The organism is Sphingobacterium sp. xlx-130, from assembly GCF_011007405.1.
Classification (GTDB): Bacteria; Bacteroidota; Bacteroidia; order Sphingobacteriales; family Sphingobacteriaceae; genus Sphingobacterium; species Sphingobacterium luzhongxinii.
The window spans coordinates 325,800-343,527 of record NZ_WFKN01000003.1; the positions used below are offsets into that span (position 1 = coordinate 325,800).

14 protein-coding genes are annotated in these 17,728 nt (G+C 39.4%); 3 read left to right on the plus strand and 11 right to left on the minus strand.

The features are described 5' to 3' along the window. Positions 1 to 77 precede the first annotated feature (77 nt). The 3 genes from G7B18_RS04725 to G7B18_RS04735 all read left to right on the plus strand — a co-directional run bounded on the left by G7B18_RS04725 (position 78) and on the right by G7B18_RS04735 (position 4,625). Positions 78 to 1,496 (plus strand): ATP-dependent RecD-like DNA helicase, encoded by a 1,419-nt coding sequence (locus tag G7B18_RS04725; protein ID WP_164108114.1) that lies wholly within the window; start codon positions 78 to 80, stop codon positions 1,494 to 1,496. A gap of 86 nt (positions 1,497 to 1,582) precedes the next feature. After that, positions 1,583 to 4,069, plus strand: coding sequence for a S9 family peptidase (locus G7B18_RS04730; protein ID WP_164108113.1), 2,487 nt, complete (start codon positions 1,583 to 1,585; stop codon positions 4,067 to 4,069). Positions 4,070 to 4,073: 4 nt separating this feature from the next. After that, positions 4,074 to 4,625: a hypothetical protein gene (locus G7B18_RS04735; RefSeq protein ID WP_164108112.1), complete on the plus strand. Its 552-nt coding sequence runs from the start codon at positions 4,074 to 4,076 to the stop codon at positions 4,623 to 4,625. A 75-nt stretch (positions 4,626 to 4,700) separates the two neighbouring features. Here the strand turns inward: G7B18_RS04735 and G7B18_RS04740 are convergent, their stop codons facing one another. The 11 genes from G7B18_RS04740 to G7B18_RS04790 form a co-directional block, all read right to left on the minus strand. Next, positions 4,701 to 5,486, minus strand: a complete 786-nt coding sequence (locus G7B18_RS04740) for a hypothetical protein (protein WP_164122136.1) — start codon at positions 5,484 to 5,486, stop codon at positions 4,701 to 4,703. Positions 5,487 to 5,507: 21 nt separating this feature from the next. Further along, the gene (ruvB, locus tag G7B18_RS04745) at positions 5,508 to 6,530 is read right to left on the minus strand and encodes a Holliday junction branch migration DNA helicase RuvB (RefSeq protein ID WP_164108110.1); all 1,023 of its coding nucleotides are present in this window, start codon (positions 6,528 to 6,530) and stop codon (positions 5,508 to 5,510) included. Then, positions 6,530 to 7,255 carry a polyprenol monophosphomannose synthase gene (locus tag G7B18_RS04750; RefSeq protein WP_164108109.1) on the minus strand — a complete coding sequence of 242 codons (726 nt, stop codon included), beginning with the start codon at positions 7,253 to 7,255 and terminating at the stop codon, positions 6,530 to 6,532. The genes ruvB and G7B18_RS04750 overlap by 1 nt, the downstream gene beginning before the upstream one ends. Before the next feature lie 64 nt (positions 7,256 to 7,319). Continuing rightward, positions 7,320 to 8,852 (minus strand): peptide MFS transporter, encoded by a 1,533-nt coding sequence (locus G7B18_RS04755; RefSeq protein ID WP_164108108.1) that lies wholly within the window; start codon positions 8,850 to 8,852, stop codon positions 7,320 to 7,322. Positions 8,853 to 8,906: 54 nt separating this feature from the next. Continuing rightward, positions 8,907 to 10,700 carry a peptide MFS transporter gene (locus tag G7B18_RS04760; RefSeq protein ID WP_164108107.1) on the minus strand — a complete coding sequence of 598 codons (1,794 nt, stop codon included), beginning with the start codon at positions 10,698 to 10,700 and terminating at the stop codon, positions 8,907 to 8,909. 129 nt (positions 10,701 to 10,829) lie between these two features. Beyond that, on the minus strand, positions 10,830 to 12,392 hold the full coding sequence (locus tag G7B18_RS04765; protein WP_164108106.1) for a peptide MFS transporter: 1,563 nt from the start codon (positions 12,390 to 12,392) through the stop codon (positions 10,830 to 10,832). A gap of 93 nt (positions 12,393 to 12,485) precedes the next feature. After that, a complete protein-coding gene (locus tag G7B18_RS04770; protein WP_164108105.1) occupies positions 12,486 to 13,367 on the minus strand; it encodes a hypothetical protein in 882 nt (293 codons plus the stop codon). A 3-nt stretch (positions 13,368 to 13,370) separates the two neighbouring features. After that, on the minus strand, positions 13,371 to 14,249 hold the full coding sequence (locus G7B18_RS04775; RefSeq protein WP_164122137.1) for a sugar phosphate isomerase/epimerase family protein: 879 nt from the start codon (positions 14,247 to 14,249) through the stop codon (positions 13,371 to 13,373). Between the two features lie 30 nt (positions 14,250 to 14,279). Next, positions 14,280 to 15,014 (minus strand): (Fe-S)-binding protein, encoded by a 735-nt coding sequence (locus G7B18_RS04780; RefSeq protein WP_164122138.1) that lies wholly within the window; start codon positions 15,012 to 15,014, stop codon positions 14,280 to 14,282. Then, positions 15,007 to 16,329 (minus strand): MFS transporter, encoded by a 1,323-nt coding sequence (locus G7B18_RS04785; RefSeq protein ID WP_164108102.1) that lies wholly within the window; start codon positions 16,327 to 16,329, stop codon positions 15,007 to 15,009. The genes G7B18_RS04780 and G7B18_RS04785 overlap by 8 nt, the downstream gene beginning before the upstream one ends. A gap of 42 nt (positions 16,330 to 16,371) precedes the next feature. Next, entirely contained in the window at positions 16,372 to 17,691 is a 1,320-nt protein-coding gene (locus tag G7B18_RS04790) for a D-alanyl-D-alanine carboxypeptidase (protein ID WP_164108101.1), read from the minus strand. Positions 17,692 to 17,728 lie beyond the last annotated feature (37 nt).

The window sequence follows — 17,728 nt, forward strand, 5'->3', positions numbered from 1 at the left end:
AGTAAAGGTAATACTCCTAATCAAACAAAATTAGCTTTTACAATTGAAATGACAAACCTTTTTAGATAACTTTGAGCGTGTTCATAAACAATATTCTTTTACAACAATTCTCATGGCGCCCCACCGTCCAACAAAAGGAAGTCTTTTCCTTATTGGCTGAATTTATACATACCTTCTCCAATGATTCCTGCTTCATATTAAAGGGCTATGCAGGTACCGGAAAAACCACAATAATCAGCGCTTTAGTCAAGAGCCTTCCGGCTATCCGAAAAAAGACAGTCCTATTGGCTCCTACCGGACGAGCTGCAAAAGTTATGGGGGCTTATTCAGGAAGAAACGCATTAACAATCCACAAAAAGATATATAGAAAACGAAGCATAACTTCGCTTCAGATGGACTTTGAGTTGGCTGAAAACCTACATGAAGACACATTATTTATTATCGATGAAGCCTCAATGATAACAACAGAAGGATTTACGTTGTTTTCGAATGGTTTATTCTGTGATCTAGTATCCTATGTTCAATCGGGAAAAAATTGCTGCTTAATGCTAGTTGGCGATAGTGCACAGCTTCCACCCGTAGGGCTAGCCAAAAGCCCTGCTTTAGACCCCGAATTTGTCCAATCAGAGTTCAATCTGCATACCTATACCTATGAATTAACCGATGTCGTACGTCAAGACAAAAGCTCTGGTATCTTATTCAATGCGACCAAAATCAGAAATGAAATTCGTTTCGACGAAGAGTCGCCACAATATACCTTTCCAAAATTTATCACTACACCTTTTAAAGATATCTATAGGATGAATGGTGACCGTCTTATCGAAGCATTGCATTACGCCTATGACAAGTACGATCCCGAAAACTGCATGGTGATATGCCGTTCAAACAAATCGGCAAACTTATACAACAAACACATACGAAACCAGATACTTTTTCGCGAAGAAGAAATAACCGGCGGTGACCGAATCATGGTTGTCAAGAATAACTATTACTGGTTACAACAACACGATGAAAGCCATACCGGCTTTATTGCCAATGGAGATATAGCGGTTATCAAAAAAGTAAGCAATCTACATGAAATGCATGGATTTCGATTTGCAGACTTATACCTTGAATTTATGGACAACAATGAAGGAGACGCAATACGTTGCCGTGTAAATCTAGATAGTCTACATGTTGATGCTCCCTCACTACCCTACGAGCAGCAACAACACCTCTACGAGTCCATCGCCAAAGATTACGAAGACATTCCACAGAAAAAAAATCGAATGGAAGCGATCAAAAAAGATCCTTATTACAATGCTTTACAATTAAAATTTGCTTACGCAATCACATGCCATAAAGCTCAAGGGGGACAATGGCCATTGGTATTTGTTGATCAGGGGTACATGACTGATGAAATGCTCAATACGGAGTTTCTCAGATGGTTATACACAGGGATCACCCGTGCTACCAAAGAGCTCTTTTTAGTTAATTTCAACGAAAAGTTCTATTAACTATCAAAAATATTACAGCTATCCATCGTTTCTGGCTAAATAAAAGGATATTTTAGCCCCCTAAATTATTAACATTTTCATTTGGTATGAAGTACTATTTATTAAGCTTACTCGCATTATGCTTTAGCTTGAGTCAAGCTCAAGAAGTAAAAAATGTAGTAAAGCCCAACTATCAGCTAGCAGCTAAGTTTGCTCCAAGCAAATTAAGAAGTTTAATCTTTTCAACAGACATAAAGCCAAACTGGATTAACTATGGCGACAAATTTTGGTATGAATACACTACGTCATCGGGCAAAAACTGGTATTTGGTAGAGCCTGCGGCAAGAAAAAAGACCAATCTTTTTGATAACTCAGAAATGGCGGCTAAAGTAACTTCTATTGTTAAAAACCCCTTTGATGCGCAACACCTATCCTTGCAAAATCTTCGCTTCATGGACGACGAAAATTTGATTCGTTTTGAAGTACAAAGCACCAAAGATACCGTAAAAAGCAAAGAAGAAATAAAAAAGCAAACCAACAAAAAAGATACTATCAAGAAAAAAACTTTTCATTTTGAGTACAACATCATCTCTAAACAACTCAAAGAGATTAGCGATACGACCAAAGAAAAGTCAAAGCCTAATTGGGCCTCCTTCAATCCAGATACTAGTCGCGTTTATTTTGCGAAAAACTATAACCTCTACTGGATGGATTATGCAAACTATTTGAAGGCGTCAAAAGACGAAAAGGATTCGACTATTGTAGAGCATCAGATTACCACAGATGGTGTTCAATATTACGCTTGGGGAGGTGATCAGTACAGCACGACGACTGCCGATAAAAAGACAAACGAAGAAGAACTTAAAAAACGGAAGGGGGTACGTCTCAACTGGTCTCCAAACGGAAAGTACTTCGTTGCTTCCAAAAAAGATAGTCGTGACATCTCCGATTTGTGGGTTATCAATAATGTTGGAGGAAAACGCCCGACTTTAGAAACTTACAAATACCTGATGCCAGGAGAAAATGACTCAACAGAGTCTGAACTGTTTGTTTTTGATACCAGTACACATAAAGGTAAACAGATCAATATAGCTGCTTTCAAAAACCAGACATTGAGTCTGTGGAGCAAAGATCCAAGCAAAGCCAATTTTAAAGGTAAACATTACATCAACTATTGGTTAGGAAACGACCAAGAGTTCTACATAGCACGCTCTAGTCGAGATCTTAAAAAGATTGACATCGTTGCCGTGAATGTTGATGGAACTACACGTACTTTAGTTGAAGAACGTTCCAACGTATACCTTGACATTAAATCACCAAAATTAGTCAACAATGGCAAGCAATTTATCCATTGGTCTCAACGCGACGGGTGGGGGCACTTCTACCTATACGATATTCAGGGCAATCTTTTGCACCAGATCACGAAAGGCGATTTCCATTGCGATGAGCTAACTGCATACCAAGAATCGACAGGCACCCTATTTTTCAAAGCCAATGGCAAAGAAAAAAATATAGACCCATATTATACCTTCTACTATAGTGTAAGTAAGAACGGTGGTTCGATAAAGTTAATCACTCCTGGGGATTTTGATCATCAAGTCGAAGTCAGTGAAAGCGGAAATTACCTCGTAGACAACTTCTCGCGTGTCAATACTAAACCTGTCAGCAATTTGTATAGCGCTACCGGACAACTAATCATGAAATTAGAAGAGGCAGACCTATCACAACTGTTTGCAGCCGGATACAAATTCCCGGAGCCCTTCAAAGTAAAAGCAGGAGACGGCATCACCGATATATACGGGGTCATGTACAAACCTTTTGACTTTGACTCTACGAAAACTTATCCTATTGTGCAGTACGTATATCCAGGACCACAGACTGAAGCCGTTAACAAAAGCTTCGGAAGAGGAATGGATCGTATAGACCGTCTCGCACAAATGGGATTCATTGTTGTATCTGTGGGAAATCGCGGGGGACACCCATCCCGTTCGAAGTGGTACCACACCTACGGTTACGGAAACTTGAGAGACTACGGATTAGAAGACAAAAAAGTAGCTGCAGAACAACTTGCTAATAAATATCCATTCATTGATATCAATAAAGTAGGAATCACGGGGCACTCAGGTGGTGGATTCATGTCTACAGCAGCGATGTTAGTGTATCCTGATTTCTTTAAAGTAGCCGTATCCGGAGCGGGAAACCACGAAAACAACATTTATAACAGATGGTGGTCCGAACGCCATCACGGCGTTAAAGAAGAAGTCTCAGCAAAAGGAGACACTTCATTCAACTACCAAATTGAAAAGAACTCCGAATTGGCTAAAAATCTAAAGGGAAAATTACTCATCGTGACTGGTGACATAGATAACAATGTCCACCCAGCGAACTCTATCCGAATGGTAGATGCCCTTATCAAAGCAAATAAACGATTTGATTTTGTGCTATTGCCAGGCCAAAGACATGCGTTTGGTGATATGACCGAATACTTCTTCTGGAAAATGGCGGACTATTTCAGCGAACATTTATTAGGCTCATCCAACATGAATGAAGTAGACATGACAGAAATCAACAAAGAACGTCCTTTAAGACGCTAATTCCATGGATTCAATCCGATTCAATACTATTTCAGAAGCACTGTATTCCTACGGTGCTTCTGATCTTAATGAGCAAATCTTAAAAACAATATCGCTCGAGGAACTATTTGTACTCTGCACCTCTACAACACACAGCAGGACCTCATTTCGTGCAGCTTGGGCTTTAGAACATATTTTGATCAACAATAGGCCCCTTCTCCTTCAAAACAAGAACATAACTCTTTGTAGCTATGCAACAGTTACCAATTGGAGTGTATTAAGAAGTCTATCCAAACTAGTGATTGAGCTCACTAAAGAGCTTAAAAAAAACAGTAATTTCCTCGATCAAGAAGAAGAAAGTTTATTAGAAAAGACATTTCATATTTTAAGTAACATAGACTGCCCCATTGCGGTACGCTGCAATGCATATGATATACTCATGGCACTCGTACCCAAACACGAATGGCTAGCAAATGAGTTGTGTATCCAAATTCAATTTGACCTAGAGCGGAATAGTACCCCAGCATTATCCAGCAGAGGTATGCGGATTTTAAAGAAATTAAAAGTCAGAAGCTAAAAAAACAGAGACTAGAAAGTTGAGATTAGAACCGAACTAATCACTAGTCTCTAACTCCTGATTATTAGTCACTATCTAGAACGAATACCTCGCTCCTAACGAATACATAGAAAACATATCATTCTTCGTACCTATACGATTGAAATCAGCATCGTAAGGCATGTATCCGTCTAATAAATCATTATTAGCAAAGTTAAGTTGCACATTAACCAAAGCAGACCAATAACTACCAGATTTAGAGTAGCGTCTATTGATAGGAACTGCAAGCCCTACATTGACAGAAGGTCTTGTGTAAGAATTAATTTTTTTCTTGAAGACAGGTATACCTTTATCATTATAACTTTCTACTGGACCATAGTTTTCAGGAGGCACAGGCCCTACATAACCAACTTCTCCGTAATTTTCGTCCCTATGCACAAGCTTATAGTTATTTATAATACCTAGCACCCCAACACCAACATAGAATGCATCCATGATCACATGCGTCAAAGATTGACTAGAGGCATTACGAGCAATAAAAAATTCGAAGGGATGAAATGTTATATTAATTCCTCCCGCAAGATAATTATTGGTTATCTCCCGACGATCCAAGATAGAAGGAGTCGCTTCCAAAGAACCATATTGTCCTTCGATACCGGCATACAATCCACGTTTTATCTGATAGTCACCCTTAATAAAAAAGGCTCTACCTAACGTACTCGGTTGAGCGATATCGCCATACAATCGAGTCATTCCTACTCCACCAGCAACATGGTATCTTTTCAATTCGTTCTGTACACCAAATGGAGTTGGACAGCCTTGTTGGGCATTTGCACCAAAAAAAACTAAGATTAAAACAAGTGAAAATATACCTCTTATCATATGTATACCGTATTTGTCGAACTAAAATAAGGTATTTCCCTTATTAAAGTGAATTTTTCCTAAATGTTTGTAAGCACTCTCCGTACATTCCCGACCACGGGATGTACGCATAATATATCCTTCCTGTATCAAAAAAGGCTCGTACACCTCTTCAATAGTCCCTTCATCCTCTCCAACAGCTGTTGCTATAGTCTTAAGACCTACTGGGCCACCTTTAAATTTATCAATAATAGTAGAAAGAATTCGATTATCCATCTCATCCAAACCATGTTCATCCACGTTAAGTGCATTTAACGCATACTGAGCAATTGCTTTATCGATATCTCCATTACCCTTTATCTGTGCAAAATCCCTGGTTCTTCGCAACAAAGCATTGGCAATACGAGGTGTACCCCGACTACGTCGCGCTATCTCATAAGCCCCCTCCTCACTTATTGCAGCATTCAATATACTTGCCGAACGTTGAACGATAGTCGTCAAGAGTTTAGCATCATAATACTGTAAGCGAGAATTGATACCAAATCGAGCCCGTAAAGGGGCCGTCAACAGACCTGATCGAGTAGTTGCGCCTACCAATGTAAATGGATTTAACGATATTTGTACAGAACGTGCATTGGGTCCCGTCTCCAACATAATATCTATCTTAAAATCCTCCATTGCAGAATATAAATACTCCTCCACAACCGGGGACAAACGATGTATTTCATCGATAAATAAAATATCTCCTTCGTCCAGATTTGTCAATAGACCAGCAAGATCCCCTGGTTTGTCTAAGACAGGACCTGAAGTGATCTTGATCCCTACCCCCATTTCATTTGCAATGATATGTGATAGCGTGGTCTTTCCCAGTCCTGGGGGCCCATGCAACAACACATGATCCAAAGCTTCACCTCTTAACTTAGCAGCTTGCACAAAAATAGATAGATTTTCAAGAATTTTAGCCTGTCCAGTAAAGTCATCAAATGCCTGCGGACGCAAGACCCGCTCCATCTCCTTGTCGGTAGGATTCATTTTTTCAGGATTCGGATCTAGATTTTCATTCATCACTTATACGGTTTAAAAATACTCTCTAATTTGAGCTGTATGACACCAAAAAAAGCTTCTCTAAAGATTTTGGTACTCATCTTTGATACCCCCAATGTTCGATCTGTAAAGATAATAGGAACTTCCACCACATTAAAGCCAAATTGTATAGCCTTAAATTTCATTTCTATCTGAAAAGCATAACCTACAAACTTAATTTGATTAAGGTCTAGTCGTTCAAGCACTTTACGATTGAAGCAAACAAATCCTGCAGTAGCATCCTGAATATTAATACGTGTGATCAAACGTACATATACCGAGGCGAAATAAGACATCAGAACCCTACTCATGGGCCAATTGACTACATTTACGCCACGCACGTACCGCGATCCGATCACCATATCCGCTCCGTTCAACGCTGCTTCGCGCAGACGGATCAAATCTTCCGGATTATGGCTAAAATCGGCATCCATTTCAAAAATATAAGTATAACTCCGTTCCAAGGACCATCTAAATCCGTGGATATATGCAGTTCCTAATCCAAGTTTACCGCGTCTCTCCTCGATAAACAACTTTCCAGAAAACTCCGTCATCATTCTCTTGACAACATCTGCTGTACCATCTGGAGATCCATCATCCACCACTAAAACATGAAAATTGACTTCAAGTGAGAACACCTTACGGATGATTTTCTCTATATTTTCAATTTCATTGTAAGTAGGAATTATTACGACACTGTCAGCCACTATATAATACAAGTATAAAACACAAAAATAACAAATTTAACCTCAAAATACGATTGTGGATTATCTAATTGACCCCGTGCATCAAACGTTTGATATAAGGTGATAATAAAATTAAAACAGCTCCTGCGATCAAGGAATATAGTCCCAATTGTTTATAGCCTTCCGTATAGGTAATCAGCTTATCCATCAAAGAATCTCCTTCCTTAGCTTCGGCCATATTAGCCCCTATAAGTCCAGCAACATATTGTCCATAGGCACTAGCCAAAAACCACATTCCCATCATAATGCCTTGCAATCTTGACGGCGATAGCTTGGTCATGATAGACAATCCAATAGGCGACAAACACAACTCGCCAACAGTAATCACCAACAAAGCGAGTGTAAACACATCTAATGAAGTAATCCCTTCAATAGCAAAAAAACGAGTGATATACAATACGTAAAATCCAAGTCCTAAAAAGACAAACCCTAAACCGAATTTGATGATAGTATTAGGTTCCAATTTCCTTTTAGATAGCCAGATCCACATCAGGCCGAAGAGCGGGGCCAGAAGAATAATAAAAAATGCTCCTCCAGAATTGTTAACGCCATTTGGATCCAGTTTAATCATACCTCCTAGCGCCACGTCATTTAGATTCTTGGCTGCAAAAATACTTAGTGAACCGCCGCTTTGCTCGTAGATGCCCCAAAAGACAATAGAAAACAAAATAAAAATAAGTGCAGCTATCAATTTGTGACGTTCTACCTTCTCCACCTTAGTCATTTCGTAGAATAGATAAATCAACGTCAATGGACCGATCACGTACATGAAGTAATCGGTATACTCCGTCTTAGACACCATCACTTGGATCAAAGGCACCAATAGTAATGTACCGATATACACCGCATATTCAGCCCATTTAGGTAGAGCCTTGGTCTTAACAATTGCATCAGGATGTCCAGGTTGCAAACCTATCGGCCCCAAATGTCTTTTTGCGAACTGAAAATTAATTAAACTGATCAACATTCCTACAGCCGCCAAACCAAAAGCCACATTCCAACGATGTGCCTCGTCTATCACAGAACTCAACATATAGCCTTTACCTATCGCAACACAGATATAACCGCCCAAAAATGCACCTAGATTGATCCCGGCATAAAACAAAGAAAAACCAGCATCACGACGATTATCATTGTCCTTATAGAGCTCCCCTACCATAGTAGATATATTTGGTTTAAAGAATCCCGTACCTATAATAATAAAGGCTAATCCAAAAAAGAAAAACTGATGCGTATCAATCGAAAGTAAAACGCTCCCTACGATCATTAACAAACCGCCCCAAAACAAGGACTTTCTAAAACCTAATATTTTGTCGGCAAACAAGCCTCCTATAAATGTGAAAGCGTAAACAAACGCCTGAGTAGCTCCATATTGCAAATTAGCTTCCTTTTCACCAAAATTCAATTGGGTGATCATAAAGAATACCAACATACCCCGCATTCCATAAAAACAGAATCGCTCCCACATCTCCGAGAAGAACAAACTCCATATCTGTTTTGGATATTTACCTTCAAAATTCTGAACTTCTTCTAATGTTTTTTGTGTCTCTGTTGACATGATTTTTATAGCTGATTGTAAAAAATGCCCTCCAAACTGGAAGGCATCTTCGTATTATTTTACGCCGTGCATTAATCTTTTCAGAATCGGATGTAACATCATTACAAGCAATCCTGCTACAATCGGAACAATTGTAAATATCAAGAAAAATGTACTCAACGAGTATTCCTTGGTAATATTTTCAATTTCTCCTCCCAATATCGCAGCTAGTTTATTTCCTATGGCTATCGCTAGGTACCACATTCCAAACATGAAAGCAATCATACGGGCTGGTACCAATTTGGATACATAAGATAGTCCTACCGGTGATAAGCACAATTCGCCAAGGGTGTGGAATAGATAAGCTAAAACCAACCAAACCATAGATACTTTTACCCCTTCTTGAATACCGTGTGCACCGAAAGCCAATAAACCAAAACCGATTGCCATCACAATAAGTCCAAGTCCATACTTAACTGCTGCCGGAGGATTGAATTTTGAATCCCATATTTTAGAAATTGAATTCGCAAAGGTAATAATAAAGAAAGAGTTCAAAATAGAAAACCAAGAGACCGTAATCTCCGATGCATCGGCCGTGAATTCTCTGTACAACATCCAGATCGCAATTCCCCAAATACCAGCAAAACAAACTGCTTGTACCACATTAGAAAGTGGCGCTTTGCCGTAAGTCTGTTTTGTCAACTTAGCTACCACATAGGTGATTAAAGCCAAAGGAACGATCGTCAACAACATGTTTACGATATTAAAGATCGTTAATGAGCTTCCTTCCAATGAACGGTCCACATTATCGCGGGCAAATATTACCAAAGACGAAGCTCCTTGTTCGAAAGACATCCAAAAGAAAATAACGAAAAAAGCAAATATGATAACGGCAATCATTCGTTGCCTTACTACTTTAGTATAACGTGTCAAACGTGATATAACGACAAAGAAAAATAAAACCAATGCTGAAATAATAGCAACGTTTTGACCCGCTAAAGCTCCCATTTGAAGCCCCGAAAGAATATCAATCCCCGCGATCTTAGAAAGCGGATCATTGAAGGCGTAGGCCAATCCTAATAACGTCATAGCAACTATTAAGATAGTATCCAATGTAGTGAATGGATTCGGCTTATCGTCAGGGTTTGCATTTGTGTTATAAGCCTCTTTAGTAGCCTCTTTCTGCTCTGCACTAGGAGGATCCCCAACTTTTCCAAAGATTGGTTTAGCAAACCAGAATTGCAACGTCCCCAAAAACATAAAGACACCGGCAAGACCAAAGCCCCAGTGCCAGCCTACTTTTTCTGCTAGGTACCCACAAAGCATCATTCCGAAGAATGCACCTGCATTAACCCCCATATAGAAAATGGTATAAGCGCCATCCTTTTTCTGAGGAAACTTTTTGTACATCTCCGACAAAATAGAAGTCATATTCGGCTTGAAAAAACCGGTACCGATTACCAAAGCCGCCAATCCTAAATAGAGAAACAAAGGCGTATCAAAGGCCATAAACAAGTGCCCTAATGTCATAATAGCAGCACCAATCACTACGGCAAATCGATAACCCAAAAACTTATCGGCCAAGATACCTCCAAAGATCGGCGTGATATACAATAACATGGCATAAGTACCATACAACGCACCTGCTTGCACAGGATCCCATCCCCATCCCGAAAAAGGACTACCCGATATAATAGCTGTCGTTAAAAAGTTTATCAATAAAACGCGCATTCCATAAAAGGAAAAACGTTCCCACATCTCTGTAAAAAACAAAACAAACAATCCCGATGGATGCCCCAACACTAGGCTACCGTCTATCCCCTGCTTTTCTAATTCTTCCGAAAAAGAAGCTTCCGAAACTTGACTCATACGTTATAAACTTACTTATTTAAATTAAAAACTACCAAAAATACAATTTCAGCCCAAATAATAGGTAACTAAAACGCAAAAGGTTCAGAAAACATATTCACTGAACCTTTTGCAACTTATCTCAATTCATTAATTTATTCCATGCATTTTCCTTTTCAACATAGGATTTAACAATAATAAAATTAATGCTACAACGATCGGCAAAGCTGCTATAAGTAGAAAAAAGACAGACATCGAATACTCTTGCGATATTTTATCGATCATACCTCCCATCGATGCCCCGATTTTGTTGGCAATAGCCGAAGCAAGGAACCAAAATCCAAAAATCAATCCTAACAGCTTCTTAGGGGACAGCTTACTCACATACGACAAGCCTACAGGAGATAAACACAGTTCACCCATTGTATGGAAAAAATATGCCAAAACCAACCAAATCATACTCACCGCAGCTGTCTCAGCCCCTTTAGGTATAGAACTACTACCGTACGCTAAAGCTATAAAACCGACGCCAACCAAGATTAATCCCATTGCAAATTTGACTGGACCAGATGGGTTCCATACTTTTTCCCATAGCTTACTGAACAAAGAAGCAAAAGTGACAATAAAGAAAGCATTCAAAATCTGAAACCACGCCACCGTAACCTCTGTTTCTACCGCTGTAAACTCTCTATATACTTTCCATATCCCTAATGCACCAATGGAAGCAAACGACAGCAAAGTAAAAATAATCGTTAATGGATACTTACCAAAAATCTTTGCAGACAGTTTAAACAAAACAAAAGTGACTGCCGCAATTGGTATGATTGTTAATAGTGCATCCAACCATTTAAAAGTAATCGCTTGAGTTCCTTCTAATATACGTTGCGTATAGTTTTTAGCGAAAATAGTCATGGATCCACCAGCTTGCTCAAATGCTAAAAAGAAAAAGATACTCGCAATCATCAATATAGCTACGACAAACAAACGATCACGGACTACATTTTTTGGAACTTCTTCTTCCTCGACTACTTTATTGTCCTTCTTCGGTTGTTCGCCTATGACACCGAATATTTTTTGTGCCATAAAAAACTGCAACATGCCGAAGAACATAAATATCCCTGCTAATCCGAAACCATAATGCCAACCTATCTTCTCACCTAAGTAACCACACAATAGAGATCCTAAAAATGCTCCTGCGTTGATTCCCATATAGAAAATGGTATAACCAGCGTCTTTCTTAGTACTGGTATTAGGATAAAGCTGCCCAACCATCGATGAAATGTTTGGTTTGAACATTCCATTGCCCAAAATCATAAGGCCTAAACCCAGAAAGAAAAAATTCTTTTCAAACCCTTCCAGAGCCATAGATGCATGGCCCAATGTCATTAACAATGCACCAATCAGGATAGCTTTTCTTTGTCCGGTCAGTTTATCTGCAATATATCCACCGATTATTGGCGTAGCATACACCAACATGGTGTACCAGCCGTAGAGACTCATAGCACTCTCATTAGTCCATCCCCACCCGCCTTTAGCAATTTCCGTTATCAAAAACGTCGTCAGCAAAGCACGCATACCGTAGTAGCTAAAGCGTTCCCACATTTCTGTAAAGAATAAGACAAATAAGCCAGCGGGGTGCCCCATAACCATTTTATCACCTACTCCCCTATCGGCCAGATGCTTTACCAATACCTCATCTTTCTGTTCAATCATAATCTTAGATCAATATCAATATTTTAGTTATAATAAGTAACAAAGAAAACATAATTTCTTAATAAACTCTCATATCCCAATAAAATAGTTACATTACTCCTGCAAACCGCTCTTAAATTTTCTACTGGGTTTGTTGGGGTCAATATATTTATCTTCATCTCCCCTTTCCGGGTTCTGAATCTTAATATCCGTTTTTAAATACAATTTTCCATTAGCTATAGCATAGGCATCATATGTCAGATCTGGCCCGTAATACTTAAAGTTACCCTTTAAACTAGGGTCTGCAGGCACGATATGATCAAATTCGACACGACCTTGAGTGGCATCAAATTTCAAATACATGGAAGCCTGTTTCGTATAGGAAAATATTCTTCTGGAGATTTTGGTATCATCCGAGAATACGGGTGCACCAAAAGTCACCTCTCCATTTGGAGAAAAATTTAATACGTCAATTACCTTCTTGGTATAGTCTGCATGGTGTCCCTTCCACCCCAACAACACATACTGACTCTTAGAAAGCGGGACAATTTGATAATACTGTGCACCGTACCACTCCTTATTCGATATTACATCTTGATCTGGATTACCGATCTGAAATGTTTTGTCAAGCAATGGGGTGAGCTTGATTGTTCCCGATTTGTACTGAATAGTACCATAGTAAAGATAGGAACCATCCTGCAGTGCAAGATTCCAGGTCATGATTCTAAAAGAATTATCCGGAGAATTGAGAATAGAAACCATCTTCAATTTCTCAAAATTAAAATAAAAAGAGTTAGGCTCTTTAAGTGCAGACACCAAGGTCTTCACAAACGTAAAATTGCTTTCTATACGTTCAGTTTCTGCAACTGTTCCGACTATTTTCGTAGCAAGATGTGATAGACTATCCTGCCAGGCATTCATTTTCAAGTTATTCTGTCCATATGAAATGGAACAAACAAACAGTAAACCTATCGATAGAAAGCAATTTCGTAACATATCTTATTGGAAACGCTCTAACAAGGCCTTTGTAGCGATAATACCATCGATCTCATTCAATCGGCTTCCTTCATATTCAATCCCTACATATCCTTTGTAACCCGCCTTCTTCACAATACCCATCATTTTAGCATAATCAATTCCTTTTTCGTTGCCATTATCATCAAAGTCATGAGACTTAGCACTCACCCCTTTCGCGTAAGGCATCAAGTCAATGACGCCTTGATAACGATCGTACTCGTAAAAGTTTCCAAAGTCAGGCAATGCACCACAGTTTTTCTTTCCAACAGTCTTCAATACATCGGACAACCAATCTCCCAGGGAAGAAACACCCCCATGATTTTCGACAACCACGTTAATTTTAGCTTTCTTACCATAATCAGCCAAGGTAGATAAACTTTCGACCATACGGCCTTTCATTTCTTCTTTAGATCCTTTTCCAGCTGCATTGACACGCACAGAGGTACATCCCAAAAAGTGAGCAGCATCGATCCATTTGTAGTGATTTTCCACGGCTTGCTTACGTTTATTCTCATCAGCGCCAGCCAATTCGCCCTCTCCGTCAATCATAATCAATACATTCTTGACACCGTTACTTTTGGCGCGATCGTTAAGATCCTTTAAGTAAGTCATATCATTAGCTTTATCCTTAAAGAACTGGTTCACGTATTCAACCCCATAGATATTAAACTTTTTGGCTGCAAACTCAGGAAAGTCAATGTTTTTCAACTCGCCTTTATTGATAGTACGGTGCAAAGACCATTCGGCTAGAGAAATGTCAAACCATTTCTTCTTAGCTGCAAAAACGTCTAAATTGGGTGCTATAGCTAATCCTGCTGTGGCTAACCCCAAAGTTCTAAGGAAATCTCTTCTTGAATTCATTTTTTTATTTGTTTAGATTGGAAATGTTAATTATATGTTTGCCCATCCCGAGGTAAGTACATCAACCAGATGCATTGTTTTTATCGGAATATGGTGTTTATCAATATAGGCCTGTAACTGTAACAGACATGATGCATCTGTCGATATAATATAGTCAGCATTTACAGCTTGTGCATTTTGCACCTTTTGTTCAGCCATAGCCGACGAGATACCTTCAAATTTGACAGCAAAAGTCCCTCCAAACCCACAACAAGTTTCTTGGTCTCGCATCTCTACCATTTCCAATCCTCCTACCTGAGCCAACAGTTTCCGAGGCTCCTCTTTAATTCCACATTCCCGTAGCGCCGAACAAGAGTCGTGATACACAGCGGTCCCGACCAACTCTGCTCCAAAATAATCCCTTTTTAGTACATTAACTAAGAAATCCGAAATTTCGTATACATGACGTTGAATATTTCTACAGCGATTATGTTCAATAGAATTCGTAAACAAGTCATTATACCCTCCTTTTAGCATACCTACACAAGAAGCCGAGGGTGCTACAATGTAGTTCTCTTCCGAAAATTTCTTAAGAAAAGAACTCCCTACCTCCTTAGCCTCATCCCAGAAACCAGCATTATAGGCCGGTTGTCCGCAGCAGGTCTGTTCAGGATTATAAATCACTTCACAACCAGCCCGTTCTAACAACTGTACCGTACTGAAAGCAGTATCAGGATACAATTGATCTATAAAACAAGGAATAAACAATTCTACTTTCTTACCCATTAGACACTTGTCTTAAAAATGTATTGTATTTTAATGCCCGGATTAATAACAGAAATCCCAGCACAAAGAAGACTGATAACGACAAAGCCGAGTACCGGATATTGTGCGTCACCTGTTCTATAAAACCAAAAATAAACAACCCCACTACAATAGCCAATTTTTCAGTAATATCATAGAAACTAAAAAATGACGTCGTATCCTCCATATCCTGGGGCAGTAGCTTTGAATAGGTCGATCTTGATAAAGATTGAATCCCTCCCATCAAAAGCCCCACCATACAAGCCATACCATAAAATTGCGCCGCATTACTTAAATAATACGATGCCATACAAATCCCCGCCCATAGTAAAGTAACCAGCATCAATACCTTAATATTACCAAAAAGCTTCGCTAGATTAGACATTAAATAAGCCCCTACGATAGCAATCAATTGAATAAGAATAATTGTAATAATCAACGATTCCTGTGCTAGATCCAGTTCCTTTTGACCAAACATGGTAGCCACCACCATTATCGTCTGCACACCAACAGAATTAAAAAAATAAGCAGGCAAAAAACGTCGGATTCCCTTATTCCCTGTTATCTGTTGCCATACACTTGCAAATTCTGTCCGTACCCGTGTAACTAGCCCCTTTCCTGAGGCATGTTCCGAAGGGTGATTGTTAGGTAGTCGTCGAAAAGGAATCATTGAAAAACCAAGCCACCACAGTCCGACCAATAAAAAAGACAAACGGGCAGGAAACGATTTATCCACTATGCCAAACCACTCCGGTTTAAGGACGAATACAAAACAAATCACCTGAATAGTGACACAGCCCACATATCCATAGGCAAATCCCTTTGCACTGACCGCATCCTGTTGATCGGGAGTTGCGATGACCGGAAGATAAGAGTTGTTAATAGCCACACCTCCTATATATCCCATAGCGGCCAACGTAAAACAGATGATGCCCAACTCCAACGTATCCAGTTTAAAAAAGAACAAGCCCATACATGCCATTGCCCCCAAATATGTAAAAGTCTTCATCACCTGCATTTTTCGTCCATTTGCGTCTGCATGAGCGGACAGAAAAGGAAGAGCCAATACCATGGTAAGATAGGCAAATGCCAATGCATAGTTGGATAAAACAGTATTAATCACCTCAAATCCAAAAAAATTAACCCAATCATCTTCTCCCGATTTAGAGCTTGTGATAGCGATATAGTAAATCGGAAATATAGTAGATGTAATAACAAGATTATAAGCCGAATTGGCCCAATCAAACATTGCCCAGGAACGAATTAACTTCTTATCATTCTTTTTATAATCTTGCATATTAAAAATTGATTAGCGAATATACCAATTGTTAAGACATTATTAATAATTCTGTCGGATAAAGGTCATAATACGCACCATCTCTTTACGAATGGTAGAAGTCGCTGTCATAAAATTATTATTCAGAAAAGAAAATGCATAGTGGCGTCCCGTTCTGGTCACGATGTACCCCGATTGGCAGTGCACAGCATGTATAGTCCCGGTTTTAGCCCACACAAAAGGTACACCTTGATCCAGTGAATAGGCATTTCTTAATGTGCCATCTACGCCTCCTGCCGGAAAAAAGAGATACCGTTGGTTTTCATCGGGAATCAAATCCTTAATCCGTAACAGCACCTCAATCATACCCCGGGGTGACACCCGGTTATAAGTAGACAATCCACTCCCATCCCTTAGCTCGATGCTATCTAAGAATGCACTGTAATATTCTTTCTGTACCTCAGCACGTAACGAATCCGTGTAAAAGCCTTTAAAACGAATATCCGAAGCTACCATAGTAAGATGTTCCGCTAGAAAATTATCACTAGGCAGCATCATCTCCCGCAAGACCACATTACGAGGAGCAGAATACAACGTCTTAACGGCCTCAGGTTTTTTATAATCGACCAAAGTCTGAACCTCCCTATGCAAGGTATCCTGCAAAAGCGTTACTAGTAGGCTATCCGACCAGATAAAGGGTTTACTGGAGCGATAACCCGACGGAACATTCAGATTAGTTATATCAAATTCGTTCGAATGAAGTGATCGCTTCACCGCAAAATACTTGCTTGGCTTATCACTTACTCCAATCAATCTTTCAAAATATTTCGGACTTGCCACAACCCCTTTACCACTGGATTTAAACCGGGCCAAATTGCCATATATCGGAAATGTAGACACCTCAGGTTGATAATCATAAGCATAATCCTCCACAGACCAGCCCTCTCTATAAGCTGGTTCTGATGCGTATTGCGGAACATAAAATAACCTTTTATCCGAAAACCGTAAGAAATCATAAACTTTTCTAGTATCCAGTTTTGGATGCAAAAACGTAGGATCACCTGTCCCCCAGAAAATAAGCGAATCTCCTCGTTCAACATATTGTATACCGGGAATGGAATCGCCTATGGTCTTCAACGAAGTAAAAAGCGTGAACACTTTCGTATTCGAAGCTGGTATGAAGTGTTGATCTTCTTGCTTACCAAAAACAAACTTATTACTATCTAGATCATAAAGGCTAAATCCAAAATGATGCTTCGGTAATACAGATGAATTCGCAAACTGTTCTTCTAAAATGGAAAAATCCTGTGCATGAACAAGACTTAACGAAAATACGGATAAGACAATGAGTTGGATGATAAAACGACACACACGAGTTTTCATTGGAGAAAGATATAAAAAAAACCCTTATGTATCGCAA

Bases quoted from the DNA above. Each gene is read 5' to 3' on its own strand.
- G7B18_RS04730 (WP_164108113.1), top strand. From the start codon at position 1,583: ATGAAGTACTATTTATTAAGCTTACTCGCATTATGCTTTAGCTTGAGT.
- G7B18_RS04735 (WP_164108112.1), top strand. From the start codon at position 4,074: ATGGATTCAATCCGATTCAATACTATTTCAGAAGCACTGTATTCCTAC.
- G7B18_RS04740 (WP_164122136.1), bottom strand. From the start codon at position 5,486: ATGATAAGAGGTATATTTTCACTTGTTTTAATCTTAGTTTTTTTTGGT.
- ruvB (WP_164108110.1), bottom strand. From the start codon at position 6,530: ATGAATGAAAATCTAGATCCGAATCCTGAAAAAATGAATCCTACCGAC.
- G7B18_RS04755 (WP_164108108.1), bottom strand. From the start codon at position 8,852: ATGTCAACAGAGACACAAAAAACATTAGAAGAAGTTCAGAATTTTGAA.
- G7B18_RS04760 (WP_164108107.1), bottom strand. From the start codon at position 10,700: ATGAGTCAAGTTTCGGAAGCTTCTTTTTCGGAAGAATTAGAAAAGCAG.
- G7B18_RS04765 (WP_164108106.1), bottom strand. From the start codon at position 12,392: ATGATTGAACAGAAAGATGAGGTATTGGTAAAGCATCTGGCCGATAGG.
- G7B18_RS04770 (WP_164108105.1), bottom strand. From the start codon at position 13,367: ATGTTACGAAATTGCTTTCTATCGATAGGTTTACTGTTTGTTTGTTCC.
- G7B18_RS04775 (WP_164122137.1), bottom strand. From the start codon at position 14,249: ATGAATTCAAGAAGAGATTTCCTTAGAACTTTGGGGTTAGCCACAGCA.
- G7B18_RS04780 (WP_164122138.1), bottom strand. From the start codon at position 15,014: ATGGGTAAGAAAGTAGAATTGTTTATTCCTTGTTTTATAGATCAATTG.
- G7B18_RS04785 (WP_164108102.1), bottom strand. From the start codon at position 16,329: ATGCAAGATTATAAAAAGAATGATAAGAAGTTAATTCGTTCCTGGGCA.
- G7B18_RS04790 (WP_164108101.1), bottom strand. From the start codon at position 17,691: ATGAAAACTCGTGTGTGTCGTTTTATCATCCAACTCATTGTCTTATCC.